General features: G+C 68.4%; 25 protein-coding genes. 14 read left to right on the top strand and 11 right to left on the bottom strand.

Annotated features, from left to right (window positions below; translation table 11 throughout):
- The first annotated feature begins 1 nt into the window (after window position 1).
- Window positions 2-1,033, top strand: a complete 1,032-nt coding sequence (locus tag HNQ73_RS07515; protein ID WP_183333824.1) for a peptidoglycan -binding protein — start codon at window positions 2-4, stop codon at window positions 1,031-1,033.
- 38 nt (window positions 1,034-1,071) lie between these two features.
- Here HNQ73_RS07515 and HNQ73_RS07510 read toward each other — a convergent pair whose 3' ends face one another.
- Window positions 1,072-2,892 carry an ABC transporter transmembrane domain-containing protein gene (locus tag HNQ73_RS07510; RefSeq protein WP_183333822.1) on the bottom strand — a complete coding sequence of 607 codons (1,821 nt, stop codon included), beginning with the start codon at window positions 2,890-2,892 and terminating at the stop codon, window positions 1,072-1,074.
- Window positions 2,893-3,087: 195 nt separating this feature from the next.
- Here HNQ73_RS07510 and rpmE point away from each other — a divergent pair, with 195 nt between their 5' ends.
- Window positions 3,088-3,318, top strand: coding sequence for a 50S ribosomal protein L31 (gene rpmE, locus HNQ73_RS07505; RefSeq protein ID WP_183333820.1), 231 nt, complete (start codon window positions 3,088-3,090; stop codon window positions 3,316-3,318).
- A 90-nt stretch (window positions 3,319-3,408) separates the two neighbouring features.
- On the opposite strand, the gene rcdA is transcribed toward rpmE, so the two are convergent.
- Together rcdA and HNQ73_RS07495 are read right to left on the bottom strand one after the other, a co-directional pair.
- Entirely contained in the window at window positions 3,409-3,942 is a 534-nt protein-coding gene (gene rcdA, locus HNQ73_RS07500; RefSeq protein ID WP_183333818.1) for a protease adaptor protein RcdA, read from the bottom strand.
- A gap of 472 nt (window positions 3,943-4,414) precedes the next feature.
- The gene (locus HNQ73_RS07495; RefSeq protein ID WP_183333816.1) at window positions 4,415-4,621 is read right to left on the bottom strand and encodes a DUF1192 domain-containing protein; all 207 of its coding nucleotides are present in this window, start codon (window positions 4,619-4,621) and stop codon (window positions 4,415-4,417) included.
- A 209-nt stretch (window positions 4,622-4,830) separates the two neighbouring features.
- On the opposite strand from HNQ73_RS07495, the gene HNQ73_RS07490 reads away from it, so the two are divergent.
- The gene (locus HNQ73_RS07490; RefSeq protein ID WP_183333814.1) at window positions 4,831-5,247 is read left to right on the top strand and encodes a YciI family protein; all 417 of its coding nucleotides are present in this window, start codon (window positions 4,831-4,833) and stop codon (window positions 5,245-5,247) included.
- Between the two features lie 253 nt (window positions 5,248-5,500).
- A complete protein-coding gene (locus HNQ73_RS07485; RefSeq protein ID WP_183333812.1) occupies window positions 5,501-6,223 on the top strand; it encodes a DUF1013 domain-containing protein in 723 nt (240 codons plus the stop codon).
- A gap of 75 nt (window positions 6,224-6,298) precedes the next feature.
- Here the strand turns inward: HNQ73_RS07485 and HNQ73_RS07480 are convergent, their stop codons facing one another.
- A complete protein-coding gene (locus HNQ73_RS07480) occupies window positions 6,299-8,242 on the bottom strand; it encodes a propionyl-CoA synthetase (protein ID WP_183333810.1) in 1,944 nt (647 codons plus the stop codon).
- Between the two features lie 183 nt (window positions 8,243-8,425).
- On the opposite strand from HNQ73_RS07480, the gene HNQ73_RS07475 reads away from it, so the two are divergent.
- From HNQ73_RS07475 to HNQ73_RS07465, 3 genes are all read left to right on the top strand, one after another.
- On the top strand, window positions 8,426-9,181 hold the full coding sequence (locus tag HNQ73_RS07475; RefSeq protein ID WP_183333808.1) for a sulfite exporter TauE/SafE family protein: 756 nt from the start codon (window positions 8,426-8,428) through the stop codon (window positions 9,179-9,181).
- A gap of 42 nt (window positions 9,182-9,223) precedes the next feature.
- Complete coding sequence (locus HNQ73_RS07470) at window positions 9,224-10,219, top strand: glycerophosphodiester phosphodiesterase (RefSeq protein WP_183333806.1); 996 nt, start codon at window positions 9,224-9,226, stop codon at window positions 10,217-10,219.
- 87 nt (window positions 10,220-10,306) lie between these two features.
- On the top strand, window positions 10,307-11,935 hold the full coding sequence (locus tag HNQ73_RS07465; protein WP_183333804.1) for an acyl-CoA synthetase: 1,629 nt from the start codon (window positions 10,307-10,309) through the stop codon (window positions 11,933-11,935).
- A gap of 71 nt (window positions 11,936-12,006) precedes the next feature.
- Here the strand turns inward: HNQ73_RS07465 and HNQ73_RS07460 are convergent, their stop codons facing one another.
- Window positions 12,007-12,195, bottom strand: a complete 189-nt coding sequence (locus tag HNQ73_RS07460) for a YdcH family protein (RefSeq protein ID WP_183333802.1) — start codon at window positions 12,193-12,195, stop codon at window positions 12,007-12,009.
- A 209-nt stretch (window positions 12,196-12,404) separates the two neighbouring features.
- Between HNQ73_RS07460 and HNQ73_RS07455 the strand changes: the two genes are divergently transcribed.
- The 5 genes from HNQ73_RS07455 to HNQ73_RS07435 all read left to right on the top strand — a co-directional run bounded on the left by HNQ73_RS07455 (window position 12,405) and on the right by HNQ73_RS07435 (window position 15,833).
- Window positions 12,405-12,626 (top strand): YdcH family protein, encoded by a 222-nt coding sequence (locus HNQ73_RS07455; RefSeq protein ID WP_183334297.1) that lies wholly within the window; start codon window positions 12,405-12,407, stop codon window positions 12,624-12,626.
- A 132-nt stretch (window positions 12,627-12,758) separates the two neighbouring features.
- The gene (gene purE, locus HNQ73_RS07450; protein ID WP_183333800.1) at window positions 12,759-13,250 is read left to right on the top strand and encodes a 5-(carboxyamino)imidazole ribonucleotide mutase; all 492 of its coding nucleotides are present in this window, start codon (window positions 12,759-12,761) and stop codon (window positions 13,248-13,250) included.
- Window positions 13,243-14,328: a 5-(carboxyamino)imidazole ribonucleotide synthase gene (locus tag HNQ73_RS07445; RefSeq protein ID WP_183333797.1), complete on the top strand. Its 1,086-nt coding sequence runs from the start codon at window positions 13,243-13,245 to the stop codon at window positions 14,326-14,328. Before purE ends, HNQ73_RS07445 begins: the two co-directional genes overlap by 8 nt.
- 142 nt (window positions 14,329-14,470) lie before the next feature.
- On the top strand, window positions 14,471-14,701 hold the full coding sequence (gene rpsU / locus HNQ73_RS18065; RefSeq protein WP_183333794.1) for a 30S ribosomal protein S21: 231 nt from the start codon (window positions 14,471-14,473) through the stop codon (window positions 14,699-14,701).
- Between the two features lie 241 nt (window positions 14,702-14,942).
- Window positions 14,943-15,833, top strand: coding sequence for a tetratricopeptide repeat protein (locus tag HNQ73_RS07435; protein ID WP_183333792.1), 891 nt, complete (start codon window positions 14,943-14,945; stop codon window positions 15,831-15,833).
- A gap of 126 nt (window positions 15,834-15,959) precedes the next feature.
- Here HNQ73_RS07435 and HNQ73_RS07430 read toward each other — a convergent pair whose 3' ends face one another.
- The 6 genes from HNQ73_RS07430 to HNQ73_RS07405 form a co-directional block, all read right to left on the bottom strand.
- Window positions 15,960-17,360, bottom strand: a complete 1,401-nt coding sequence (locus HNQ73_RS07430) for an NAD(P)(+) transhydrogenase (Re/Si-specific) subunit beta (RefSeq protein ID WP_183333790.1) — start codon at window positions 17,358-17,360, stop codon at window positions 15,960-15,962.
- A 4-nt stretch (window positions 17,361-17,364) separates the two neighbouring features.
- Window positions 17,365-17,814, bottom strand: coding sequence for an NAD(P) transhydrogenase subunit alpha part 2 (locus HNQ73_RS07425; RefSeq protein ID WP_183333787.1), 450 nt, complete (start codon window positions 17,812-17,814; stop codon window positions 17,365-17,367).
- A 52-nt stretch (window positions 17,815-17,866) separates the two neighbouring features.
- A complete protein-coding gene (locus tag HNQ73_RS07420; protein WP_183333784.1) occupies window positions 17,867-19,003 on the bottom strand; it encodes a Re/Si-specific NAD(P)(+) transhydrogenase subunit alpha in 1,137 nt (378 codons plus the stop codon).
- Window positions 19,004-19,085: 82 nt separating this feature from the next.
- Entirely contained in the window at window positions 19,086-19,241 is a 156-nt protein-coding gene (locus tag HNQ73_RS07415) for an aa3-type cytochrome c oxidase subunit IV (RefSeq protein ID WP_183333782.1), read from the bottom strand.
- Between the two features lie 139 nt (window positions 19,242-19,380).
- A complete protein-coding gene (locus HNQ73_RS07410) occupies window positions 19,381-20,745 on the bottom strand; it encodes an ABC1 kinase family protein (protein ID WP_183333780.1) in 1,365 nt (454 codons plus the stop codon).
- A gap of 63 nt (window positions 20,746-20,808) precedes the next feature.
- Window positions 20,809-22,632 (bottom strand): M3 family oligoendopeptidase, encoded by a 1,824-nt coding sequence (locus tag HNQ73_RS07405; RefSeq protein ID WP_183333778.1) that lies wholly within the window; start codon window positions 22,630-22,632, stop codon window positions 20,809-20,811.
- Between the two features lie 205 nt (window positions 22,633-22,837).
- Between HNQ73_RS07405 and HNQ73_RS07400 the strand changes: the two genes are divergently transcribed.
- Window positions 22,838-24,322, top strand: a complete 1,485-nt coding sequence (locus tag HNQ73_RS07400; RefSeq protein ID WP_183333775.1) for a sigma-54-dependent transcriptional regulator — start codon at window positions 22,838-22,840, stop codon at window positions 24,320-24,322.
- 110 nt (window positions 24,323-24,432) lie between these two features.
- The gene (locus HNQ73_RS07395) at window positions 24,433-26,157 is read left to right on the top strand and encodes a L,D-transpeptidase family protein (protein ID WP_183333773.1); all 1,725 of its coding nucleotides are present in this window, start codon (window positions 24,433-24,435) and stop codon (window positions 26,155-26,157) included.
- The last annotated feature ends 95 nt before the right edge of the window (window positions 26,158-26,252 follow it).

Below are 26,252 nucleotides of genomic sequence, written 5' to 3'. Positions count from 1 at the left end.
CATGGCCCTGTCGCGCGCCCGCCGGCCCGAGCGCCGGATCGACTACTGGCCCGGATTCGTCGACGCGCTGTCGACGCTCGTCCTGTCCATCATCTTCCTGCTGTCGGTCTTCATGCTGCTGCAGTTCTTCCTGTCACAGGAGATCTCCGGCAAGGACACGGCCCTGCAGCGGCTCAACCAGCAGATTGCCGAGCTGACCGAGCTGCTCGCCCTCGAGCGCGGCTCAAAGAAGGAGCTGCAGGACAATCTCTCGCTCCTGCAATCGACGCTGGAAGCGAGCGAGGCCGAGCGCAACCGCCTCTCTGGCCTGCTCGCAAGCGGCGCAGCAGCGGGCGATGCCGCCAGCCGGCGCGTCGGCGAGCTGGAGGGCGCCCTGTCCGCCGAGCGGGAGGTGTCGGCCCGCGCCCTCGCCCAGGTCGAGCTGCTCAACCAGCAGCTCGCCGCCATGCGCCGCCAACTCGCGGCGCTCGAAGAGGCACTGCAGGCCTCGGAAGCGCGTGACAGGCAGTCCCAGGCGCGCATCGCCGACCTCGGCTCGCGCCTCAACACGGCGCTCGCCCAGCGCGTCCAGGAGCTCGCCCGCTACCGCTCCGACTTCTTCGGCCGCCTGCGGCAGATCCTCGGCAACCGCTCGGACATCCGCGTCGTCGGTGACCGTTTCGTCTTCGAATCGGAGGTTCTGTTCGACACGGGCCAGGCGACGCTCCGTCCCGAGGGCATGGCCGAGCTCGACAAGATCGCGAGTGCCGTCCTCGAGCTTGCGCGCGAGATCCCGCCGGACATCCCGTGGGTGCTGCGCGTTGACGGGCATACGGACAAGCGCCCGCTCTCCGGCACGGGCCAGTACAAGTCCAACTGGGCTCTGTCGGCGGCGCGCGCCATCTCGGTCGTGCAGTATCTCGTCGAGAAGGGCGTGCCACCCCAACACCTGCTCGCCGCCGGCTTCGGCGAATTCCAGCCGATCGAGCTGGGAGACAGCGAGGACGCCTACCGCCGCAACCGGCGCATCGAGCTGAAGTTGACCGAGCGGTAACGGCGCGCGCGGGGTGCGGCAGCGCCGCCGTCCGCAGGTTACTTCGCCGCGAGCACCTCGGCCGGCACGTCACCGAACTGCAGGCGGGCAAGCTTCGCATAGAGCCCCCCGCGCGCCGCCAGTGTCGCGTGCGTGCCCTCCTCCACGATGCGTCCCTCGTCCATGACGAGGATGCGGTCGGCCGACTGGACCGTCGCCAGCCGGTGGGCGACGACGATGGTGGTGCGGCCCTGCATGAGCCGGTCGAGCGCCTCCTGCACGAGACGTTCGCTCTCGGCATCGAGGGCGGAGGTCGCCTCGTCGAGAAGGAGGATGGGCGCATCCTTCAGGACAGCGCGGGCGATGGCGATGCGCTGGCGCTGCCCCCCGGAGAGCGTCACCCCGCGTTCACCGAGCAGCGTGTCATAGCCCTGCGGCAGCGCCGCGATAAAGCCATCAGCCGCAGCCAGCTCCGCGGCGCGGCGTACCTCCTCCATGGAAGCGTCGGGGCGACCGTAACGGATGTTGTCGGCCACGCTCGCGCCGAAGATCGCCGCCTCCTGCTGCACATAGGCGATGCGGCGGCGCAGCTCCACGAGATCGGCGTGGCGCACGTCGACGCCGTCGACCAGCACGGCACCGTCCTGGCAGTCGTAGAAGCGAAGGATCAGCTGGAAGACGGTGGTCTTGCCGGCACCCGACGGCCCGACGATCGCCACGCGCTCGCCCGCCGCAACAGAGAAGTCGAGCGCGTGGAGGGAGGAACGGTCCGGCCGGCTCGGATAGGCGAAGGACACATTCCGGAAGGCCACCGTGCCGCGTGGCGGCTGCGGCAGGGGAACGGGCGAGGCGGGCGAGGCCACGCTCGCACGTGTGGCGAGCAGCTCCGACAGCCGGCCGGCCGCGCCCGCCGCCTGGGACACCTCACCCCAGACCTGGCTGAGCTCGCCGAGCGCGCCAGCGGCGAAAACCGCATAGAGCACGAACTGGGACAGCCGGCCGGCGCTCATGCGCCCGCCGAGCACGTCCTGTGCGCCATACCACAGCACCGCCACCACGCTCGCCGCGATGAGGAAGAGCGCAACCGCCGTGAGATAGGCGCGCGCGCGGATGGAGGCGCGCGCAGCCTCGAAGGCGTTCTCCGCCGCGGCTCTGTAGCGTTCGGCCGTCGCCGCCTCGACACCGAACGCCTGCATGGTGCGGATGGCCCCCACCGCCTCGGTGGCGAAAGCGGAGGCATCCGCCAGCCTGTCCTGGGCGGCGCGGGAGCGCCGGCGCACGCTGCGCCCCGAAGCGACGAGCGGCAGGACGATGACCGGGATCGCCGCGAGGACAAGAGCCGACAGGCGCGGGCTCGTCACCACCATCATCGTTGCGGCGCCAAGGAAGAGAAAAAGGTTGCGCAGCGCGATCGAGGCACTCGCACCGAAGGCGGCCTTGATCTGCGTCGTGTCGGCGGCGAGGCGCGAGGCGATGTCGCCGCTGCGCGCGCTGTCGTAGAAGCCCGGGTCAAGCCACAGGAGATGGCGGAAGACGGCGGTGCGCAGGTCCGCCACCACCCGTTCACCGAGGGTGGTCACGAGATAGTAGCGGGCGGCGCTCGCCACGGCGAGCACGGCGACGACAACGACGAGCGTGCCGAAATAGGCATTGATCATGCCGCTGTCGGGATCGGAGAAGCCGCCGTCGATCACCCGGCGCACCGCCAGCGGCAGCGCGAGCGTCGCCCCCGCGGCGACGACGAGGGCCACGAGCGCCGCCGCGATGCGACCGCGATAGGCGAGCGCGAATGGCACCAGCGGCCTGAGCGCCGCGAGCGATGCGCGCTCGGCCTTCCCGCCGGCCGCTCCCCCCTGTGCCGTCCCGTCGTCCGTCTTCATGCGGCCTCTGCCCGCTGCCATCATCCCTTCCTTCCACTCGCCGACCGTCCGCGGCGATTTGGGCCTTTCTGCCCTGCTTGTATCCGTCTTGGCGCTGCGCTATAGGGTCGCGACCTTTCAGGAATATCCGTCGTCGTCGTGACGCGCTGCTGCCGGCGTGAGACGTGCGGCGCGGCGTTGGACAAGGACACCGCCATGAAAACCGATACGCACCCGGACTACCACTTCATCAAGGTCGTGATGACCGACGGCACGGAATATGTCACGCGCTCGACCTACGGCAAGGAAGGCGACGTGCTGAATCTCGACATCGACCCGCGCACCCACCCGGCCTGGACCGGCGGCTCGCAGCAGCTCGTGGACCGCGGCGGCCGCGTCTCGCGCTTCAACAGCCGTTTCGCCGGCTTCAACTTCGGCAAGAAGTAAGGGCGGGGCGGAACCTCCGCCTCCTTCCCAAATCAAAAGCCCCGGCGACACTGCCGGGGCTTTTGCTTGTCCGGAAACGGAAAATGGCGGTCAGTGCCGGGAGAAGGCGGACTGCAGGCGCCCGAGCTGCAGAGCGACCGGGCTCGTCGAGGAGGCAAGAAGGCTCTCGCCGCTCAGCAGCGCGTCGAGATGCAGCACCCGCTCCTGCAGGCGCAGTGAATGTTCGATGAGCTCGCGCATGCGCTCGGGCAGGAGCGCGACGAGATCGCCCGATGTCGGTGAATTCTGCCAGGTCAGCTTGACCTTGTGCTTCTCCTGCATGGCCTGCTCGGGCGTCAGCTCGCCCTCCGCCACGGCGCGCTGCAGGAGCAGCCAGGACGCGACCTGCATGAGGCGCGTGGTCAGGCGCATGCTCTCGGCCGCATAGGCGAGCGCCGCCTGCCGCGTCAGCTGGCGGCTTTCCTCACGTCCCGGCCCGTCGAGATAGGCCGCAGACTCCTCGATCAGGTCCATCCCCTCACGGAACAGCAGCCGGAAAGCCTCGGAGGCCACGAAGCTGCGCCCGAAAGGAATAAGGGCCGTATCCTCATTGTGCTCGCTGCGGAGCTTGCTCTGTTCGCTCATAGGTCCTCGCGCCTCCCTCGGTTCCGCCACCAAGCTGTTCCGAAATGGAACGTTGCACTCGTTGCGGGAGACACGTTGCAAGTTTGCCGCCAATCACCTCAGCAATAGGTTAACGAAACTGCCCGAGGAGAGAAAGCGGCAGAGTTTGAGAGCATGCATGCCGGGCCGGCCCGACGAAATCCCGCCCGCCTCGGGGCATCGACAGGACCGGCCAGCCCCTTGGCGCCGATAGCCTCTTCCGCCCCGTCGGCCTCCCCGGACGGCCCCGCCGGGCACCAAAAAAGAGCCGCCCGAGGGGCGGCTCGAAGTGATAACAGGGAGGCGTCAAACAGAGTGGACAGGAGCCACTCGGCATCCAGAAGACTGGATGGTTGTTGTTATAAATCGGAAACCTTAACGGTCGGTTAACCTGGCACGTCTCGTTGCGGGGCTCCCGTCCCGCCGCGGCACAGGCCGACCCGCTCAGGATGGATCAGCGAAAGAAGGCGTCCGCCGCCTGCCGCGAGGCGCGCTTGGCCTCCCTCGCCCCTTCGAGCCGGGCGATCTCCGCCTTGAGCAGCGTGATCCTGTCCTCGATCTCATCGAGCGACAGTGCCGAGAGATCCTGCCCGATCTCGTGGATCAGGGGAGTCTTGCCGAGAGGACCCTTGCGCGGCTCGTCGCCGAAGATGTCCTGCATGTCCTCCCTCCCGTCGCCAGTTGCGGAGGGGCAAATCTAGGACGGGGCGCCGCAGATTGCCAGCCGCCGGCCAAGACGGCTCCCTCTCCCACCCGACGCACGAACATCCTGCTCGGAAAGTTTTGCTCGGCATGACCGCCGATTGCAGCAATGCTGTCCCGGGAAGGAAACGGGGAAGCCCGGGAAAACGAAACCCTAGGAGACGAGACATGCGCGTTATGGTCCTGGTCAAGGCGACGGAAGACAGCGAGCGCGGCACCCCTCCCTCCGCCGAGATGCTCAAGGCGATGGGCCGGTTCAACGACGAACTCATCGCGGCCGGCGTGCTGGTGACAGGCGACGGGCTCAAACCTTCATCCGCGGGCAAGCGCATCGTCTTCGACGGGCCGGATCGCACCGTCGTCGACGGCCCCTTCCCCGCGACGCGGGAGCTCGTTGCCGGCTTCTGGCTCTGGGAAGTCGAGGACATGGACGAGGCGGTCGCTTGGGTGAAGCGCTGCCCCAATCCCATGCCGGGGCCAAGCGAGATCGAGATCCGCCCCGTCTACGAGGCGGCCGACTTCGGCGAGGAATTCGCTGTCGAGCTCAACGAGCGTCTCGCCCGCCTGCGCGAGAGGCGGCCCTGAGCCCCGGCTTTTTCTTTCACAGGCGCGGTCAGCCTGCAGCGGCCGCGGCGGTGCGGACGGGTCTGCGACAAGACCTCGCCGCGATCGTCTGCGATCATTTGCCAGATCGACGCGACGCGCTTATATAGCGGCCAGTCCCCGTCATCGACGATCGATGATTGCTCCGGCTCCCGTCGAGTCGGAGCGCAGGGAAACCGTGTCCGCCAGGCCGGGGCGCCGGACGCCCCCGAACTTGTCTTTTAAGGAGCCGACCATGTCCACCGGACCGCTGATGCCGAAGGCGACCGCCGTCTGGCTCGTCGAGAACACGGCGCTGACGTTTGATCAGATCGCCGACTTCTGCAAGCTGCACCCGCTCGAGGTGAAAGGCATCGCTGACGGCGAGGTTGCAGCCGGCATCAAGGGTCTCGATCCGACCGTGAATGGCCAGCTGACCCGCGACGAGATCAGCCGGGGTGAGGCCGATCCCTCCTATCGCCTCAAGCTCGCCCCGCCGAAGGTCAAGCTGCCCGAGGTGAAGCGCAAGAAGGGCCCGCGTTACACGCCCGTGTCGCGCCGCCAGGACCGGCCCAACGCCATCCTCTGGCTGCTGCGCAACCACCCGGAGCTGAAGGACGCGCAGATCATGCGTCTCGTCGGCACGACGAAGACCACCATCCAGCAGATCCGCGACCGCACCCACTGGAACGCGGCGCATCTGACGCCGATGGACCCCGTCACGCTCGGCCTGTGCTCGCAGATCGATCTCGACTTCGAGGTCGCCCGCGCCGCCAAGGACCGGCCGAAGGTGGTGCCGGAGGACGACCAGACGCTGCTGCCGGCCGAGGTCACCACGGCGCCCGAGGAGGAGGTGCAGCCCTTCGGCGACACGTCGCGTCCGCGCCGCGAGGAAGAGGAAGAGCTCGACGTCGATTCCGTCTTCGCCAAGCTCAAGCAGCTCAAGCGCCCGGACGACGAGGAAGACGAGGAGCTCTGAGAGCCCATCGGCCCCGCGGCATCCGCCGCGGGGTTTTTCTCGTGGCGCCGCCTTGTCTCATGGCGTGGCTTCTTCTTATGGCGCCGCCGCCCTGCCCCGGCGACGGGCGAGCACGGCGGCAACCTCGTCCAGCGCCGCCGGATCGTCGATGGTCGCGGGCACGGACCAGGTTTCGCCGTCCGTGATCTTCTTCATGGTGCCGCGCAGGATCTTGCCCGAGCGCGTCTTGGGCAGGCGGGCGACGGTAACGGCGAGCTTGAAGGCAGCGACGGGACCGATCTCCGCACGCACGCGCGCGACGATCTCGGCCTCGATCTCCTCCGGCGGACGGGCGACACCGCTCTTCAGCACCACGAAGCCGACCGGCACCTCCCCCTTCACCGGATCACTCGCGCCAACCACGGCGCATTCGGCGACGTCCGGATGGGCGGCAATCACCTCTTCCATGCCGCCGGTGGACAGGCGGTGGCCGGCGACGTTGATGATGTCGTCCGTCCGCCCCATGACGAAGAGATAGCCGTCCTCGTCGATATAGCCGGCGTCCGAGGTCTTGTAGAAACCGGGAAGCGCCTCGAGGTAGCTCTCGCGAAAGCGCTCATCGGCCCGCCACAGGGTGGGCAGGCAGCCGGGCGGCAGCGGCAGCTTCACCGCGATCTCGCCCATGACACCCCGCGGCTGGTCCTGGCCCGCCTCGTCAAGGATATGCACGTCGTAGCCGGGCATCGGCACCGTCGCCGAGCCGTGTTTGACCGGCAGCGCCCCGAGGCCGAGCGGATTGCCTGCGATGGCCCAGCCCGTCTCTGTCTGCCACCAGTGGTCGATCACCGGCACGTTGAGCACCCTCTCCGCCCACTGCACGGTATCGGGATCCGCCCGCTCGCCGGCGAGGAAGAGGGCGCGAAAGTTCGTCATGTCGACGTTGTCGATCAGCAGCCCCTGCGGGTCCTCCTTGCGGATGGCGCGGAAGGCGGTGGGCGCGGTGAACAGCGTTGCCACGCCGTGCTCGGCGATGACACGCCAGTAGGCACCGGCGTCGGGCGTGCCAACGGGCTTGCCCTCGTAGAGGATGGTGGTGCAGCCGGAAAGCAGCGGCCCGTAGACGATGTAGCTGTGGCCCACCACCCAGCCGATGTCGGACGCCGCCCAGAACACCTCCCCCGGCGCGATGCCGTAGAGGTTCTGCATGGACCAGGTCAGCGCCACCATGTGCCCGCCGTTGTCGCGCACCACGCCCTTGGGCTTCCCTGTCGTGCCGGAGGTATAGAGGATGTAGAGCGGATCAGTCGCCTCGACCGGCGTGCAGTCCGCTGCCTTGCCGGCGGCGCGCGCCCTGTTCACGGTCTCCGTCCAATCAAGGTCGCGCCCCTTGACGAGGCTCGCCTCCGCCTGCGGACGCTGGAGGATGAGGCACACCTCGGGCTTGGCCGGGGAGAGGTCAATCGCCTCGTCGAGGAGCGGCTTGTAGGCGACAACGCGGCTCGGCTCGATGCCGCAGGAGGCGGAGAGGATCACCTTCGGCTCGGCGTCGGCGATGCGTTGCGCCAGCTCACGCGCGGCGAAGCCGCCGAAGACGACAGAATGGATGGCGCCGATGCGGGCGCAGGCGAGCATGCCCACCACCGCCTCCGGCACCATGGGCATGTAGATGACCACCCGGTCGCCCTTGCCCACCCCGATGTCGCGCAGCACGGCGGCCAGGACGCGCACCTCAGACAGAAGGCCGTTGTAGGAGATGACGCGCTTCGCCCCGGTCACCGGGCTGTCGTAGATGATGGCCGGCTGGGATCCGCGCCCGGCGTCGACATGCCGGTCGACCGCGTTGAAGCAGGTGTTGCAGACCGCTCCCGGGAACCAGCGCCCATAGACGCCGAGGGAGGGGGCGAAAACCTCCGACGGCGGGCGCATCCAGTCAATGGCCTGGGCCGCCTGCCCCCAGAAGGCGAGCGGGTCCCGGCGCCAGGCCTCGTAGACCTCTCCATAGCGGCTGTGTGCTGCTGATCCCCTCGACGCGGCGATCATGCTGGCTCTCCTCCCCTTGGCCGGGGCACGCCCCCGCGGACAGATGGCCCGGCCGGCGGGGAGTGCCCTTCAACTCTTGCCCGGAAGCGTGTCCGGCATTGCAAGCATAGCAGCCCGGCGGCCAGCCGCCTTGAGACTTTCGGAGAGGCTCACTACCAAAGGGCTCCCTCCGGGCCGTGCCGAATGATCACCGATCCCCTCTTCTATCTCGCCGCCATCCCGGCGGTCGTTATCGTCGGCCTCGCCAAAGGCGGCTTCGTCGGGCTTGGCATCCTCGGCCTTCCGCTCATGGCCCTGACCGTGTCGCCGGTGCAGGCCGCGGCCATCATGCTGCCCATCCTCATCGTGCAGGACGCGGTCGGCCTCTACGCCTTCCGCAAGCACCTCAACAAGCGCCTGCTCGCCATCACGCTCACGGGCGCGCTCGTCGGCGTCATCCTCGCCACCTTCACCGCCGCGGCGGTCTCGGAAGCGGCGGTGCGGCTCGCCGTCGGCCTGATCGCCGTCGTCTTCGCCCTCAACTGGTGGCTCAATCTGGCCAAGCAGGCGGCGGGCGAGCGGCCGGGCGGCGTCGCCTGGGGCCTCCTGTGGGGAGGCATATCCGGCTTCACCAGCTTCATCAGCCATGCCGGCGGGCCGCCGTTCCAGGTCTACGTGCTGCCGTTGCAGCTGCCGCGGGACGTGCTGGTGGGCACAACGGTGTGGTTCTTCGCCGCCGTCAACATCATGAAGGTGGCGCCTTATGTCTGGCTCGGCCAGTTCACAAACGAGAACCTCATGACGTCGCTTGCGCTGATGCCGGTCGCAATCGCCTCCACCATGGCGGGCGTCTGGCTGGTGCGCCGCGTGGACTCCGCCGCCTTCTACCGCCTCGTCTACGGACTGCTCGTGCTCGTCGGCTTCAAGCTGGCCTATGATGGGCTTGTCGCCCTCATCTGATTCTCTCCCTCCCCTCCGGGGGGCACGCACGACAGGACAGCCATGGCGCCGTTCGCCAACCTCGCCCTGCTCCGCACCGGCATGGCCTGCCTCGCCCTTCTCCTCGGCGGTGCCGGGGCGCTGGCCTTCGACCTGCAGGGCCATCGCGGAGCGCGTGGCCTTGCGCCCGAGAACACCCTGCCCGCCTTCGAGAAGGCCCTGCGCATCGGCGTTACGACGCTCGAGCTCGACGTGGGCATGACGCGCGACGGCGTGATTGTCGTCGCCCACGATCCCCGCCTTAACCCCGACATCACGCGCAGCCCGGACGGCGCGTTCCTGACCGGGCCGGGCAAGGCGCTGACCGAGATGACGCTGGAGGAGCTGCGGGGCTACGACGTCGGCCGTGCCAGGCCGGGCAGCCGCACCGCCAGGGCCTTTCCGGACCAGACGCCGGCCGACGGCGCGCGCATCCCGACACTCGAGGAGGTCTTCGCCCTCGCCGAACGCCTCGGCGCAAGGGACGTGCGCTTCAACATCGAGACCAAGTCGAGCCCGCTGCCAGACGCCGCCACACCCGAGCCGCGCGCGTTTGCCGCAGCCCTGGCGAAGGCCATCGACAAGGCCGGCCTGCGCGAGCGCGCCACCATCCAGTCCTTCGACTGGCGCACGCTCATGGCGCTCAGGGAAATAGCGCCCGACATCCCGCGCGTGTGCCTGACGAGCGAGGGCAGTTTCGACACGCTCCAGCGCGGCAAGGAAGAAGGCTCCCCCTGGCTCGGCGGCCTCGACGTGGACGATTTCGAGTCCGTGCCGGCGCTGGTGGCCGAGGCAGGCTGTACCACATGGTCCCCCAACTTCCGCAACCTCACCGAGGCGCTCGTCGACGATGCGCAGGACATGGAGCTGTCCGTGGTTCCATGGACGGTGAACGAGACGGAGGACATGGCGCGGCTGATCGACTGGGGCGTCGACGGGCTGATCACCGACTTTCCCGACAAGGCCCGCACTGTCATGGCCACCAAGGGGCTGCCGTTACCCGCGCCGGTTGCGCCCTGACGCCACAGCCTCGCCCTTTGGCTGATTGAGCCTCCCGGTCCGGCCGGCTAGGCTGCGGCATCGCATTCCCGCAGCGGACACTGGAAAATGACGGCCTCAGCCTATGACATCGACCTCGATCGCAACCCGGCCAATTTCCAGCCGCTGACGCCACTGACCTTCCTCGAGCGGGCGGCGAGCGTCTTTCCCGAGCGCACGGCCATTATCCATGGTAGCCTGCGGCGCAGCTACCGCGACTTCTATGCCCGCGCCCGGCGCCTCGCCTCGGCGCTCGCCGCGCACGGCATCGGCCGCGGCGACACGGTGTCGGTGATGCTGTCAAACACGCCGGCGATGCTGGAGTGCCACTACGGCGTGCCCATGACGGGCGCCGTGCTGAACACCATCAACACCCGGCTCGACGCGGCGATCATCGCCTTCACGCTCGACCACGCCGAGACGAAGGTGCTGATCACCGACCGCGAATTCTCCAAGACCATCCGCGAAGCGCTCTCCCTCGCCAAGGCAAAGCCGCTCGTCATCGATTATGACGACCCCGAATACAACGGGCCGGGTGAGCGCCTCGGCTCCACCGACTACGAGAGCTTCATCGCCGGTGGCGACCCCGAATACGCCTGGCAGATGCCGCGAGACGAGTGGGACGCCATCTCGCTCAACTACACCTCGGGCACGACCGGCGACCCCAAGGGCGTCGTCTATCACCACCGCGGCGCCTACCTGCTCGCCATGGGCAACGTCGTCACGTGCAACATGGGCAAGCACCCAGTCTACCTGTGGACGCTGCCGATGTTCCACTGCAACGGCTGGTGCTTCCCCTGGTCGATCTCGGTGGTGGCCGGCACGCACGTGTGCCTGCGCCAGGTGCGTGCCGGTGCCATGTATGCGGCGCTCGCCGACCACGGCGTCACGCATCTGTGCGGCGCGCCCATCGTCATGGCGACGCTGCTCAACGCGCCCGACGAGGAGAAGCGCGCGTTCCAGCAGAAGGTCTCCTTCTTCACGGCAGCCGCCCCGCCGCCCGAGGCGGTGCTCGCCGCCATGAAGGACGCCGGCTTCGAGGTGACGCACCTTTACGGCCTGACCGAGACCTACGGCCCCGCCGTCGTCAATGACTGGAACGAGGCCTGGGACGCCCTGCCGATGGCCGACTATGCGGCGAAGAAGGCCCGCCAGGGTGTGCGCTATCTGGTGCTCGAGGGGCTCGACGTGCGCGATCCCGAGACGCTCGCCCCCGTGCCGGCAGACGGCGAGACGCTGGGCGAGGTCATGTTCCGCGGCAACGTGGTGATGAAGGGCTACCTCAAGAACAAGGCTGCCACCGACAAGGCCTTCGCCGGCGGCTGGTTCCACTCCGGCGACCTCGGCGTCAAGCATCCCGACGGCTACATCCAGCTCAAGGACCGCTCGAAGGACATCATCATCTCCGGCGGAGAGAACATCTCCTCCATCGAGGTCGAGGACGCGCTCTACAAGCACCCGGCCGTGCAGGCCGCGGCGGTGGTCGCCAAACCGGACGAGAAGTGGGGCGAGACGCCCTGCGCCTTCGTGGAGCTGAAGCCGGGGGCGGAGGCGACGGCCGAGGAGCTGATCGCCTTCTGCCGCAGCCGGCTTGCCTCCTTCAAGTGCCCGCGCTACGTCGTCTTCACCGAGCTGCCGAAGACCTCCACGGGCAAGATTCAGAAGTTCCGCCTGCGCGAGATGGCGCGCGAGGTCTGAAGCGCCGGCCCTACGAAAACGGCCACCCGAAGGGGTGGCCGTCGCACCGGTGGGTTAAGCCGGCTGATCCGTCAATGGACAGACTGCGATCCCATCGATTGGCGCAAGCGCTCCATCTCGTCCTTCAACTGCAGCTTCTTACGCTTGAGTTCCGCGATCTTTAGCTCGTCAGCCGAGGGGCTGGCCTGCACCGCTTGGATTTCGCGCTCAAGCGCCTGGTGCCGCTTCGCGAGCTCGGCCAGATGGGCGTTCAACGACATCGCTTTCCTCCTTCGGATCACTCCGACGACAGGACTGTGACACACCATTGTGGCGGAGTCGAAGCAGATTCCGGCATCAGCAGCGCATTGGCGGCGAGCAGTGGGCAAGCACCCCTTTTTGCATCACTTCGGCTTGCCCAGCGTGACGGGGCGCCGCATACTTCGCGCGCCCGTCGTTCACCGGGCCGATGCTTCCGGGCAGCGCCATGATGACCACCGATATCGACGACGAAGACGAGCGCCAGCAGATGATCGGCGAGCTCAATCGCCTGCGCGAGGAACATCGCGACCTGGACGCGGCGATCGCGGCGATCGAATCCGTCGGTCCGGCCGACCAGCTGCAGGTCCAGCGGCTGAAGAAACGAAAGCTCATCCTCAAGGACCGCATCACCTTCCTCGAGGACAAGCTGACGCCGGACATCATCGCCTGAGGACGGCAAGCACCCTCGTACAGCCTGCGAAGCGGGGCGCACTGCGCCGCACCCCGGCGGGGCGATTGCCGATTGCCCATCGCCCGCCTGTTACTGTATGCCCCGCGCGGAAGCCTTTTCGCAGGATCATCAATGACGACGCATACGCCGGTCGCCATCGTCATGGGCAGCCAGTCCGACTGGGCAACGATGCGCCACGCCGCGGAGACGCTCGCCGCGCTCGGCATCGCCTACGACGCGCGCATCGTTTCCGCCCACCGCACGCCCGAGCGGCTGTTCGCCTTCGCCAGGGGCGCCCGTGATGAGGGCTTCAAGGTGATCATCGCCGGGGCCGGCGGTGCGGCGCATCTGCCGGGCATGGTCGCCTCGCTCACGCCGCTTCCGGTCTTCGGCGTGCCGGTCGAATCGAAGGCCCTGTCGGGCCAGGACAGCCTGCTGTCCATCGTGCAGATGCCGGCCGGCATTCCCGTCGGCACGCTCGCCATCGGGCGGGCCGGTGCGGTCAACGCCGCGCTGCTCGCCGCCGCGGTGCTCGCCCTGTCCGATGCGGACCTCGCCGCCCGCCTCGACGAGTGGCGCTCCGCCCAGACCGCAGCCGTGGCAGAGCGGCCGAGCGATGACTGAACCGATGCTCCCCCCCGGCTCCACTGTCGGCATCCTCGGCGGCGGCCAGCTCGGCCGTATGCTGGCGCTGGCTGCTGCCCGCTACGGGCTCAAGGCCCACATCTACGCGCCCGAGCCGGACAGCCCGGCCTTCGAGGTGGCCGCCCGGCACACGGTCGCCTCCTACACCGACGAGGGGGCGCTCGTCGGCTTCGCGGCCAGCGTCGACGTCGTCACCTACGAGTTCGAGAATGTGCCCGCCGACACGGCCCACATCCTCGAATCGCACGTGCCGCTGCGGCCCGGCGCGCGGGCGCTCGCCGTGGCGCAGGACAGGCTCGAGGAAAAGACCTTCGTCAGCGGTCTCGGCATAGCGACCGCGCCCTTCCGGGCCGTCTCGAGCGAGGCGGACCTGCACGACGCTCTCGCCGCCCTCGGCCGGCCGGCCGTCCTCAAGACGCGCCGCTTCGGCTACGATGGCAAGGGGCAGGTTATCATCAGGGCCGGGGACGACCCGGCCGCGGCGCTCGACTCCATCGGCCACATGCCAGCGATTCTCGAAGGCTTCGTGCCCTTCTCGCGCGAGGTCTCGGTCGTCGCCACACGCGGGCTCGACGGCACCGTCGCCTCCTACGACCTGTGCGAGAACGAGCACCGCGAGCACATCTTGCGCGTCACGCGCGTGCCCGGCACCCTGCCGGCTGCGCTCGGCGAACACGCCCGCGCCATCGCCGCGCGCATCGCCGCGGCGCTCGACTATGTCGGCACGCTGTGCGTGGAGATGTTCGTCGTCGAGCGCGACGGCGAGCCTCCGCGCCTCCTCGTCAACGAGATAGCGCCGCGCGTGCACAACTCCGGCCACTGGACCATCGAGGGTGCCAAGACCTCGCAGTTTGAGCAGCACATCCGCGCCATCTGCGGATGGCCGCTCGGCTCGGTGGCGCTCGTCGGCCCGGTGGAGATGACCAACCTCATCGGTGACGACATGGCCGCCTGGCCGCAGATCCTCGCCGAGGAGGGGGCCCACCTGCATCTCTACGGCAAGGCGACCGCCCGGCCCGGCCGCAAGATGGGGCACGTCACACGCGTAAAAACCTGAGGCGGAGGCCCGTTTTCCGACACCTCACCTGTGGACAGGCGGCGCCTGATCTGTTATCCACCTCGCACGGTTGTGGCGCGCCGTTCGCGCCATCAAGGCGTTTTCGCCACTCACCACGAAACCAAAAGCGGGAAGACGACGCGTGCAGGTTCTCGTTCGCGACAACAACGTTGATCAGGCGCTCCGTGCGCTGAAGAAGAAGATGCAGCGCGAAGGCATCTTCCGGGAAATGAAGCTCCGCGGCCACTATGAGAAGCCGTCGGAGAAGCGCGCCCGCGAGAAGGCTGAGGCTGTTCGCCGCGCCCGCAAGCTGATGCGCAAACGTCTGCAGCGCGAAGGCCTGCTGCCGAGCAAGTCGAAGCCCTCCCGCTGAGGGTGCTGCCGCGGCATGGGGCACGTCGCGCCCTGCGTCGCGGTATCGGCGTATCATCACGGGGCACACGCCCCGGCATTGCAAGCGCCCTCCCTCGCGGACGGGCGCTTTGTTGCATGAGACGCCCCCTCCCCTCCTGCCGGCGGGGCACCAGCGGCATCGGGCGTTCACGCTCCTGCCTCACTTGTGGCCCAGAACCGGCCTCATCAGACGATCAACATGTTCGGGTTGGAGGATTGACGTGATCGAACGGGGGAAGTCGACCTCTGGCGCCATTCTGTCGACAGCGGCGCTCGGCCGCGGCCTGCTGCCGCTCGCGGTGGCGCTGGCCCTGGCCGGCTGCGAGACGGTGGGCGGCGTCAGTGGATCGCGGGGCGTGGCGGAGCTCGTGCAGGACAATACGGAGGCAGCCAAGACCGACATCGCCTCGCTGTCAGAGGTGATCCGCGCCAACCCCAACGATCCGCAGGCCTACAACGCCCGCGGCGCGGCCTATGCGCGCATCGGCCGCTACTCCGACGCGATGAGCGACTTCACCCAGGCGATCAGGCTCGATCCCAACTTCGCCGCAGCCTACACCAACCGGGCCCTCTCCCTCCGACAGACCGGGCGAGACGACCAGGCGCTCGCCGACTTCAACCGCGCCATCCAGGCCGACCCCAACTACGCCCCGGCCTATCTCGGCCGCGCCAACCTGCTGCGCGTCAAGGGCGACTTCAACCAGGCGCTGGCCGACCTCTCCCGCGTCATCCAGCTCAACCCGGAATCGGCCGAGGCCTATCATGCCCGCGGCCTCGTCTATCAGCGCCAGGGGCAGAACGAGCTCGCCATCGCCGACTTCCGCTCGGCCATCGACCGCAACCCCTTCGCCGGCGCGCCCTATGCCGCGCGCGGCCAGAGCCTCGTCGCCGTTGGCAAGTACAAGGAGGCGATCGAGGACTTCAACGCCGCCCTCAATGCCGACAACCGCAATGCGGTGGCCTGGGCGTGGCGCGGCGTGGCCCTCGAGCGCCTGGGCGACCGCACGCAGGCGACCGAATCCTACCAGCGGGCGCTGGCCATCGACAGCAGCAACCAGGTGGCGCGCGAGGGCATGTCCCGCGTCGGCGGTGGCCTCGCCCTCTTCCGCTGAACGTCCCGGCCGCCGGCTGCACCGAGGGCGCGCACGCCAGCCCTGGCGCCTTCCCGCCGGCGAAGGGCCAAGTCATGAAAAAGGCCGCCCCTCGGCGGCCTTTTCCGTATCCGGGGATGCGCCCGGTCAGTCGAGCGCCTTGACGATCTCCTCGACCATCTTCTTGGCGTCGGCGAAGAGCATCATCGTGTTGTCCTTGAAGAACAGCTCGTTCTCGACGCCGGCATAGCCCGAGCCCATGCCGCGCTTGACGAAGAGCACCGTCTTGGCCTTCTCCACGTCGAGGATCGGCATGCCGAAGATGGGCGAGGACGGGTCGGTCTTCGCCGCCGGGTTCGTCACGTCGTTGGCGCCGATGACGAAGGCGACGTCGGCCTGCGCGAACTCGGAGTTGATGTCCTCGAGTTCGAACACCTCGTCATAGGGCACGTTGGCCTCGGCGAGCAGCACGTTCATGTGGCCCGGCATGCGGCCCGCCACCGGATGGATGGCGTACTTGACCTCGACGCCCTCCGCCTTGAGCTTGTCGGCCATCTCGCGCAGCGCGTGCTGGGCCTGCGCCACCGCCATGCCGTAGCCCGGCACGATGATGACCTTGCTCGCGTTCTTCATGAGGAACGCGGCATCGTCGGCCGAGCCCTGCTTGATGGGGCGAGACTCGGCCGCGCCGGCCGCCGCCGCTGCACTCTCGCCGCCGAAGCCGCCGAGGATGACCGAGATGAACGAGCGGTTCATCCCCTTGCACATGATGTAGGAGAGGATGGCACCCGAGGAGCCGACCAGCGCACCCGTGATGATGAGCGCGAGGTTGCCCAGCGTGAAGCCGATGCCGGCCGCCGCCCAGCCGGAGTAGGAGTTGAGCATCGACACGACGACGGGCATGTCGGCTCCGCCGATCGGGATGATAAGCAGGATGCCGAGTGCGAAGCTGATGAGCGTGATCAGCCAGAAGACGAACCGGCTCTCCGTCGCCACGAAGAGGATGATCAGCACCAGCAGCGCAACGCCGAGGCCGATGTTGATGGCGTGCCGGCTGGGCAGCATGATCGGCTTGCCGCTCATGCGCCCGTCGAGCTTGAGGAAGGCGATGACGGAGCCGGTGAAGGTGATGGCGCCGATGGCGACGCCGAGCGCCATCTCGACGAGGCTGCCGCCGTGGATGGAGCCGACCTGGCCGATGCCGAAGGCCTGCGGCGCATAGAGGGCAGCCGCCGCCACGAGCACGGCGGCCATGCCGACCAGCGAGTGGAAGGCCGCGACGAGCTGCGGCATCGCTGTCATCGGCACGCGCCGGGCGATGACGGCGCCGATGCCGCCGCCAATGGCGATGCCGAGGATCACCAGCAGCCACGCGAAACCGCCGGACGGCGGATGGCCCACGAGCGTCGTCAGGATGGCGACGCCCATGCCGATCATGCCGTAGAGGTTGCCCTGCCGCGACGTGACGGGGTGTGAGAGGCCGCGCAGCGCCAGGATGAAGAGGACGCCCGCCGCGAGATAGAGAAGGGTCGAGAGATTGGCCGACATTCGCTCAGCCCTTCTTCTTGTACATGGCCAGCATGCGCTGCGTGACCAGGAAGCCGCCGAATATGTTCACGGAGGCGAAGATGAGGGCGACGAAGCCGAAGATGCGCGCCCACACCGGCCCGTCGCCGAGCGACGGCGCAGCCTCGACACCGACGGCGAGCAGGGCGCCGACGACGATCACCGAGGAGATGGCGTTGGTCACCGACATGAGCGGTGTGTGCAGGGCCGGCGTCACCGACCACACGACGTAATAGCCGACGAAGACCGCGAGCACGAAGATGGCGAGGCGGAACACCGTCGGGTCGACGGCGCCACCCGTCGCGGCATGGGCGGCGGCGCCCAGCGCCGCGGCCGCCTGATCGGCATAGCTCTGCGCGGCCTCGGCCGCTTGTCTGGCGACCTCGGCCGCCGCACGGGCCTGTTCGAGCGCCTGTTCGGGCGTCAGGTTGGCCATGGCTCGCTTCCCCCTGCTGCTCCTCGCCCCGGACGGGGCCTGTCGGACTGACTTAACCCTGCGGCTGGAAGGCCGGATGGACGACGGCGCCGTCGCGCGTGAGGCACGTGGCCTTGACCAGCTCGTCGTCCCAGTTCACGGCAACGGCCTTCGTCTCCTTGCTGACGAGCGTCTCGACGAAGGCATAGAGGTTCTTGGCGTAGAGGCTGGAGGCCGTCGCCGCCAGGCGCCCCGGCACGTTGAGGTGGCCGACGATCTTGACGCCGTTGTGCTCCGTGACCTCGCCCGGTTTCGACAGCTCGCAGTTGCCGCCGCGCTCCACCGCAAGGTCGACGATGACCGAGCCTGGCTTCATCGATTCGACCATCGCCCTGGTCACGAGCCGCGGCGCAGGCCGGCCCGGAATGAGTGCGGTGGTGATGACGACATCCTGTTTGGCGATGTGCGAGGCGATGAGCTCCGCCTGCTTCTGCTTGTAGGCGTCCGACATCTCCTTGGCGTAGCCGCCGGCCGTCTCGGCCTGACGGAATTCATCGTCCTCCACGGCGATGAACTTGGCGCCGAGCGATTCCACCTGCTCCTTGGCCGCCGGGCGCACATCCGTCGCCGTCACGACGGCGCCGAGGCGCCGGGCGGTGGCGATGGCCTGCAGACCGGCGACGCCTGCCCCCATGACGAAGACGCGCGCAGCCGGCACGGTGCCCGCCGCCGTCATCATCATGGGGAAGGCGCGGCCATATTCGGCCGCGGCATCGATCACGGCCCGGTAGCCCGCGAGGTTCGCCTGCGAGGACAGGACATCCATCACCTGCGCGCGGGTGATGCGCGGCATCAGCTCCATGGCGAAGGCGGAAACACCCGCCTCGGCCAGGGCCTGCACCGCAGCCTCGTTGCCGTAGGGGTCCATGATGGCGATGACGAGCGCGCCCTTGTTGACGCCCTTCAGCGCCTCCGCGGCCGGCCGCCTGACGGCCAGCACGATGTCGGCGTCCTTCATCGCCTCCGCCGCCGTCTTGGTGATGGTCGCCCCGGCCGCCTCGTAGTCCGCATCCGTGATGCCGGAGGCAAGGCCCGCCCCGGTCTCGATGGCGACGGTTGCCCCAAGCGCCGCGAATTTCTTCACCGTCTCAGGCGATGCGGCCACGCGGCTTTCGAGATGAGCCGTCTCCTTCGCAATCGCGATGCGCATTGTCTCCCCCCGGGAACAAGGCCATGCCGCCAGGGCAGGGGCCGATCGTGATGAAAATCGCGGAGCCCGGCCGGGTCCGCCGTCAGAGCAGGAAGATCGCCATCAGGACGAGCACAACGACGATCGCGACGATCGCCCATTTGGAGAAGGAGACGAACGCAGCATAGGTGCGCTCGTGCTCGGGATAATCCATGTCCGGGTGCCCCCCGGCGGGAACGGCGTGCTTGTGCTGTGCCATGATAATCCTCGGTATGATCCGGCTTCGTCCGGCTTTACCGCAAGGTTTCGCCGCATGCAACGCGACCCGCGGCAGCGGAACCCGGCCATCCGGCGGACAAGGCTTTTAAACCGTTTTAAACGATACGCAAGGCCGAATTTCACGCCGGCGCCGGCAGACCAGCTGCAGAAAGGGCCCCCTGCTGCGCTGCCGCCACCGCATCGAGGTCGAAACGGTCGATCTCGGCCTCGAACAGGCGGTGGAAATTCAGCTCCGCCCCGAGATGCAGGAAGACAGCGCCAAGGCCGATGGCCGCCCTGTCCATGAAGACGAACTCGCGCGGCACCCGCACGGGCCCCTTCTCACGCAGTGCCTGCTTGACGCGCCAGGCCTCGCGCCGGCCGTACTCGCCGGGCGCCACGCCGTCTGCGATCGTGCGCACCCGGTCGTCGAGCAGCGGCCCGTAGATGAAGCGGGCCCACATGTTGAGTACCTCGATGAGATCCTTGCGCAGGCCGCGGAAGCCCCAGGTCTCGTAGGCGGCCACCACCCGGTCTGGCTCGTCGTCGCGCAGGCCCCGGTAGAGGTCCACAACCCCGCCGACGAACCGCGCGGGAAAGATGCGAATGCAGCCATAGTCGAGCAGGTTGATACCGGCAGGCTCACCCGCGTCATCCTCGAAGACCGTGTAGTTGCCCAGGTGCGGGTCGCCGTGGATGACGCCGAAATGGGAGAAGGGATGCCACCAAGCCTTGAACATGGCGGTGGCAAGGCGGTTGCGCGTTGCGAGAGGCGCCTCCTTGTAGGCGAGAATCGGCTTTCCCTCGAGCCAGTCGAGCGTCAGCAGCCGCTGGGTCGACAGATCCCGCCACACGCCCGGCACACGCACCTCGGGCACCCCGGCGAGCATTTGGGCATAGAGCACGGCGTGACGCGCCTCGCGGCGGTAGTCGAGCTCCTCACGCAGTCGCGCGGCGATCTCCTCCTGGATCTCGGCCGTGTCGATCTCCGGGCTCAGCCTCCGCTGCACGGCCAGCAGCACGCCGAGCTGGCGCAGGTCTGCCTCCACCGCCGACTGCATGTCCGGATACTGAAGCTTGCAGGCAAGCGGCGCGCCGTCGTGCGAGCGCGCCCGATGCACCTGGCCGAGCGATGCGGCCGCGGCGGGCGCGAGATCGAAGGCGCCGAAGCGCCCGGCCCAGTCGGGGCCGAGTTCGGCCATCATGCGCCGGCGCACGAAGGCTGCCCCCATGGGCGGTGCCTGTGACTGCAGCTTCTGCAGCTCCGCCGCATATTCCGGCGGCAGCGCGTCCGGGATGGTGGCGAGCAGCTGCGCCACCTTCATCAAGGGGCCCTTGAGGCCGCCGAGCACGCCGGTCAGCTCCGCCGCATAGCGCGCGCGGTCTGCCTCCCGCCCCAGCATGCGCGAGCCGACCATGCGGGCGGCGATGCCACCCACATTGGCGCCGACCCGCGCATAGCGCGCGGCACGGGCCGAAAACCTGTTGCCTTCGGGATCGCTCATGGCGCGCGTTCTCCAACAGCCTCTATCTGGTGTCGACGCGGGCCGATTGCGACCGCCGGGCCCTCAATCCTCCAGTTCCTCCAGCTCGGTAATGAGCCGGTCCACCATGCCGAGGCCGATCTGCCAGAAGGCCGGATCCCGCGCATCGAGGCCGAAGGGAGCGAGCAGCTCGGAGTGGTGCTTGGTGCCGCCGGCAGCGAGCATGGCGAGATAGCGCTCGGCAAAGCCCTCCCGCGCGTTCTCGTAGACGCCGTAGAGCGAATTCACCAGGCAGTCGCCGAAGGCATAGGCGTAGACATAAAACGGGGAGTGGATGAAGTGGGGGATGTAGGTCCAGAACACCTCGTAGCCGGGGCGCAGGTCCACGCTCGGGCCGAGGCTCTCGCTCTGCACCTTCATCCACAGCTCGCACAGCCGCTCCGAGGTGAGCTCGCCTGCCCGCCGCTCGGTGTGGACATGCCGCTCGAAGGTGTAGAAGGCGATCTGCCGCACGACGGTGTTGATCATGTCCTCGACCTTGGCGGCGAGCATGGCCTTGCGCTGGCGCTTATCACCCGTGGCCTCGAGCAGGCGGCGGAAGGTCAGCATCTCGCCGAAGACGGAGGCCGTCTCGGCCAGCGTCAGCGGCGTCGGCGCCATGAGCGCACCGTTTGGCGCGGCGAGCACCTGATGCACGCCGTGGCCCAGCTCGTGGGCGAGCGTCATCACGTCGCGCGGCTTGCCGAGGTAGTTGAGCAGCACATAGGGATGCGCGGACGGCACGGTGGGATGCGCAAAGGCCCCCGGTGCCTTGCCCGGCCGCACCGGCGCATCGATCCAGCGTTCGTCAAAGAAGCGCCGGGCGATATCGGCCATCTGCGGCGAGAATTCGCCATAGGCGCCGAGCACAGTGTCACGCGCCTCCTCCCAGGCGATGGTGCGCATCTCGACCTCGGGCAACGGCGCGTTGCGGTCCCAGTGCGCCAGCTTGTCCTTGCCGAACCAGCGCGCCTTGAGCGCGTAATAGCGGTGCGACAGCCGCGGATAGGCCTCATGCACGGCCTTGACCAGCGCCTCCACCACCTCGCGCTCGACACGGTTGGCAAGGTGGCGGGAGTCGGCCACGTCCTCGAAGCCACGCCAGCGATCCGAGATCTCCTTGTCCTTGGCGAGCGTGTTGGTGATGAGCGTGAAGGTGCGCAGATTGGCGCGGAAGACCTGCGCCAGCGCCTCGGCGGCGGCCCGCCGGACCTCCTCCTGCGGCTCCTGCAGTTTGTTGAGGGTCGGCTCCAGCGTCAGCTCCTCGCCGTCGACGTTGAAGCGCAGCGAGGCGATGGTCTCATCGAACAGGCGGTTCCACGCCGCCCGGCCGGTCACCGACTTCTCGTGAAAGAGCTGCTCGATCCGGTCGTCGAGCTGGAAGGGCTTGTCCTTGGCGATATCCTCCAGCCACGGGCGCCAGCGGGCGAGCGGCGGCTTCGCCGCGGCCGCGGCCAGCAGCGCGTCGTCGATGCGGTTGAGCTCGAGCGTGAAGAACAGGAGATCCGAACTCGCCGCGGTCAGGCGCTCCTGCGTGTCGCCATAGAACTTGCCGCGCTTCGGGTCCGTCGTGTCGCCCGAATAGACGAGCCCGGCGTAGGACATGAGCCGGCCGAGAAGGTCCTCCAGCGCCTCGTAGCGGGCGACGACCGCCGCCAGCTGCTCGCTCGCGTCTGGCGCTGCCGCCATCGCCGCGAGCTTGCCCCGGTAGGCGGCGGCGAAGGCCTTGCACTCCTCCTCCGCCCGCGCGAGGTCATCAGCAAAGGCCTGCGACTCCATGCCCGGATAGAGATGCGACAGGTCCCATTCCGGCAGGCTGCCGAGCATGTTGCCGTCCTGCGCCTGCGCGCCCGTGCTGCTGGTTGTCATCGTGTTCCCGTCTTTTCCTGCCCCGCCCTTGCCGCCGGCGGCGGGACGATTCCGTCTCGGGCCGATCATCGGGCTTCAAACAGAGATGATCAACGGCGCGGGCCCCCATAAGCCATCGCCGCCTGCGCCCGCTGCGTTAACAAGGGCTTTACCGTTCTCGCCCAGCATCGCCCCGAAACGGAACACAGCCGGGCGGTTGAGCGAAATGACGACGATCCTGATCGTGGACGACGACCCGGTGCAGCGCCGCCTCGTCGAAGGCATGGTGCGACGTTTCGGCTATGAGCCGATCATCGTCGGCTCGGGCGAGGAGGCGCTCGCGCTGATGGCCGGCGGCCAGCCGCCCGTTGACCTTGTCCTGCTCGATCTCGTCATGCCCGACCTCGACGGCATGGGCGTGCTCTCGGCAATGCGCGAGAGGAACATCGCCCTGCCCGTCATTGTGCAGACGGCCCACGGCTCCATCGAAACCGTCGTCTCGGCCATGCGCGCGGGGGCGGTGGACTTCGTCGTCAAGCCGGTCGGGGCCGAGCGCCTGCAGGTCTCCATCGCCAACGCGCTGCGCGCCGGTGCGCTGGAGGAAGAGATCCGCCGCATGAAGCGGCGCGTCGAAGGCTCCCTGCAGATCCGCGACATCTCCACGCGCAGCGAGGCCATGCGGCGCACGCTGCAGCTGGCGGAGCGCGCCGCCCGCTCCTCCATCCCGGTGCTCATCGAGGGGGAGTCCGGCGTCGGCAAGGAGGTGCTCGCCCGCGCCATCCAGGGCTCCGGCGAGCGCAAGGGCAAGCCCTTCGTCACCGTCAACTGCGGCGCCATTCCCGAAAACCTCGTGGAATCCACTCTCTTCGGCCACGAGAAGGGCGCCTTCACCGGCGCCACCGAGAAGCATGCGGGCAAGTTCGTGGAGGCGAACGGGGGCACGCTCTTCCTCGACGAGATCGGCGAGCTGCCGCTCGACGCACAGGTCAAGCTGCTGCGCGCCATCCAGGAGGGAGAGGTCGATCCCGTCGGCGGCCGCCGGCCGGTGAAGGTGGACATCCGCCTCATCTCGGCGACCAATCGCAGCCTGCTCGAACTCGTCAAGCAGGGCCGCTTCCGCGAGGACCTCTACTACCGCCTCAACGTCTTCCCCATGACGTTGCCGCCGCTGCGGGCACGGCGCGAGGACATCCCCGATCTCGCCAACAGCTTTCTCGCGCGCTTCGCCGCCGAGGAGGGCAAGCGCGTGCGCTCCATCACGCCCGAGGCGATGGCGCTGCTCACCCGCTACGACTGGCCGGGCAACGTGCGCCAGCTAGAGAACGCCATCTTCCGCGCCGTGGTCCTCGCCGACGGGACCGAGCTGACGGTGGCCGAGTTCCCGCAAATCGCGAGCCAGGTTGAAGGCTATACGGTGGACATCCCGCCCGCTCCGGCCGCGCCGGCACCCGCCCCGGCTCCCGCGCGCGAGATCGTCCATGTCGAGGTGCGCGATCCGGCCAGCCTGCGGCTGCTGGACGACGTCGGTGACGTGCGTCCCCTCGCCGACATCGAGGCCGACACCATACGCTTCGCTCTCAGCCACTACCGGGGCCACATGTCCGAGGTGTCGCGCAAACTCGGCATCGGCCGCTCCACGCTCTACCGCAAGCTCAAGGAGCTCGGCCTTGCCGAGGGCACGGACGGAGAGGCGGGAGCGACGACGGAATGAAAACTGAACGTATGACAGCGCACGGCGTAACCCCGCTTTTCGGGCGAATCGTTTATAAGATGGCCGGTCCAGCTGGCGGAACGAGCGGACTGGCGGGAAAGGGGGCACTCATGCGGGCGAGCGCAGCGGCTTGCATCCTGGCCGTCGGCACCGGGCTTCTCACTGCAGCGGCGGTGCAGCATGCCGCGGCCGAGCCTGCTTCACAGGTGCAGCCCGGCGACTTCGTCCTCCCCGCTCCGCCCGCGGCAAGCGTCGACGTGACGGACATCCTGCCGAAAAAGCCCGAGGCTCCCCACGCTGCCGCCACGCCGCCGGCGCCCGAGGCACTCGCCCCGCCCGATCTTCCCGACGCCCAGGTGTCGATCTCGCTGGACGAGCCGTCGGTCGCCCTCGCCGGCCGCATTGCCGATGCGCGCAACTGGGCGCTGCCGCGTCTCGACGAGGGACAGCGCGAAGCGATCCGCACCTTCTACCGCGAGCACGGCTTCCATCCCCTCTGGATCGCCGATGGCGACTTCACGCCGGCGGCGCGCAAGGTCATGGCGACGCTGCAGGACGCTGCCGCCGAGGGGCTCGACCCGGCCGACTATCCGCTGCCTGCGATCGACGACCTCGACGGCGACGGCCGCGTCAGGGCCATCGCCGACGCCGACCTTAAGCTCACCGCTGCCGTGGTGCTCTATGCGCGCGACGCACGCGGCGGGCGCATCAATCCGACGAAGCTCTCGAAGCTGCTGACGCCGACCCGCGAGCTGCCCGAGGCAGGCGAAGTGCTGGCCCGCCTGCGCGATGCGGCCGACCCCGGCGCCGCACTTGCCTCCTACAATCCGCCGCATCCGCAGTATGCCGCCCTGAAGCGCAAGCTGGCGGAGATCCGCGCCGAGCGGCCGGCCCAGCCGCCCATGGTGCGCGTGCCGAAGGGGCCGCCGCTGCGGGTGGGCATGCAGGACGAGCGCGTGCCGCTCATCCGCGCCCGCTTCGGCCTCGACGTGACGCCGGACGACGACCACACCTACGACGAGAAGGTGGCCGCAGCGGTTGCCGATTTCCAGCGTCAGCACGGGCTGGCGGCAGACGGCATCCTGGGCGCGCAGACCCTCGCCGCGCTCGGCAGCACGACGACGAGCGGACAGCTCGAGGCCGACATCATCGCCAACATGGAGCGCTGGCGCTGGCTGCCGGCCGACCTCGGTGACAAGCACATTGCTGTCAACATCCCTGCCTACACCGTCCGGGTGTTCGAGAAGGGCAAGGTGATCCACGAGGCGCGTGCCATCGTGGGCAAGCCGGAATCACCCACGCCCGTCTTCTCGGACGTAATGCGCCACGTCGTCGTCAATCCCTACTGGCATGTGCCGCCCTCGATCCTGCGCAAGGAGTTCCTGCCGCGCATGGCGGAGGATCCGGACTATGCCGCGCGTCGCGGCTATGAGGTGATTCGGCGGGGCAACAGCATCTCCATCCGCCAGCCGCCGGGCGAGCGCAACGCGCTCGGCCACATCAAGTTCATGTTCCCCAACCAGCATGCCGTCTACCTGCACGACACGCCGAACCGCTCCCTGTTCCAGCGTGCCGAGCGCGCCTTCAGCCACGGCTGCGTGCGGGTGGACGATCCCTTCACCTTCGCCGAGATCGTCCTTGGCAAGGAATGGCCGCAGTCACGGGTGAAGAAGCTCATCGGAAAGGGCGAGCGCCTCGTGCGCCTGCCCGAACTTATCCCCATCCATCTGACCTATTTCACGCTCGTCGTCTCCGACAATGGCAAGCTCGTCCGCTACCCGGACATCTATAAACACGACCAGCGCGTAACGGCTGCGCTCCGCAATCTACACTGAATCTGGCTGCATATGCCGGTCGAGCGGCATTATTTTGCCATCGTCTCGCCTTAACCGGTTCTTGTCCGCAGCCCGCCCCGGCGCTAACCTTGCGT

This window comes from Chelatococcus composti (assembly GCF_014201415.1).
Classification (GTDB): Bacteria; Pseudomonadota; Alphaproteobacteria; order Rhizobiales; family Beijerinckiaceae; genus Chelatococcus_A; species Chelatococcus_A composti.
The sequence above is the reverse complement of the archived record's forward strand: the minus strand, read 5'-3'. Positions and strand labels throughout refer to the sequence as shown.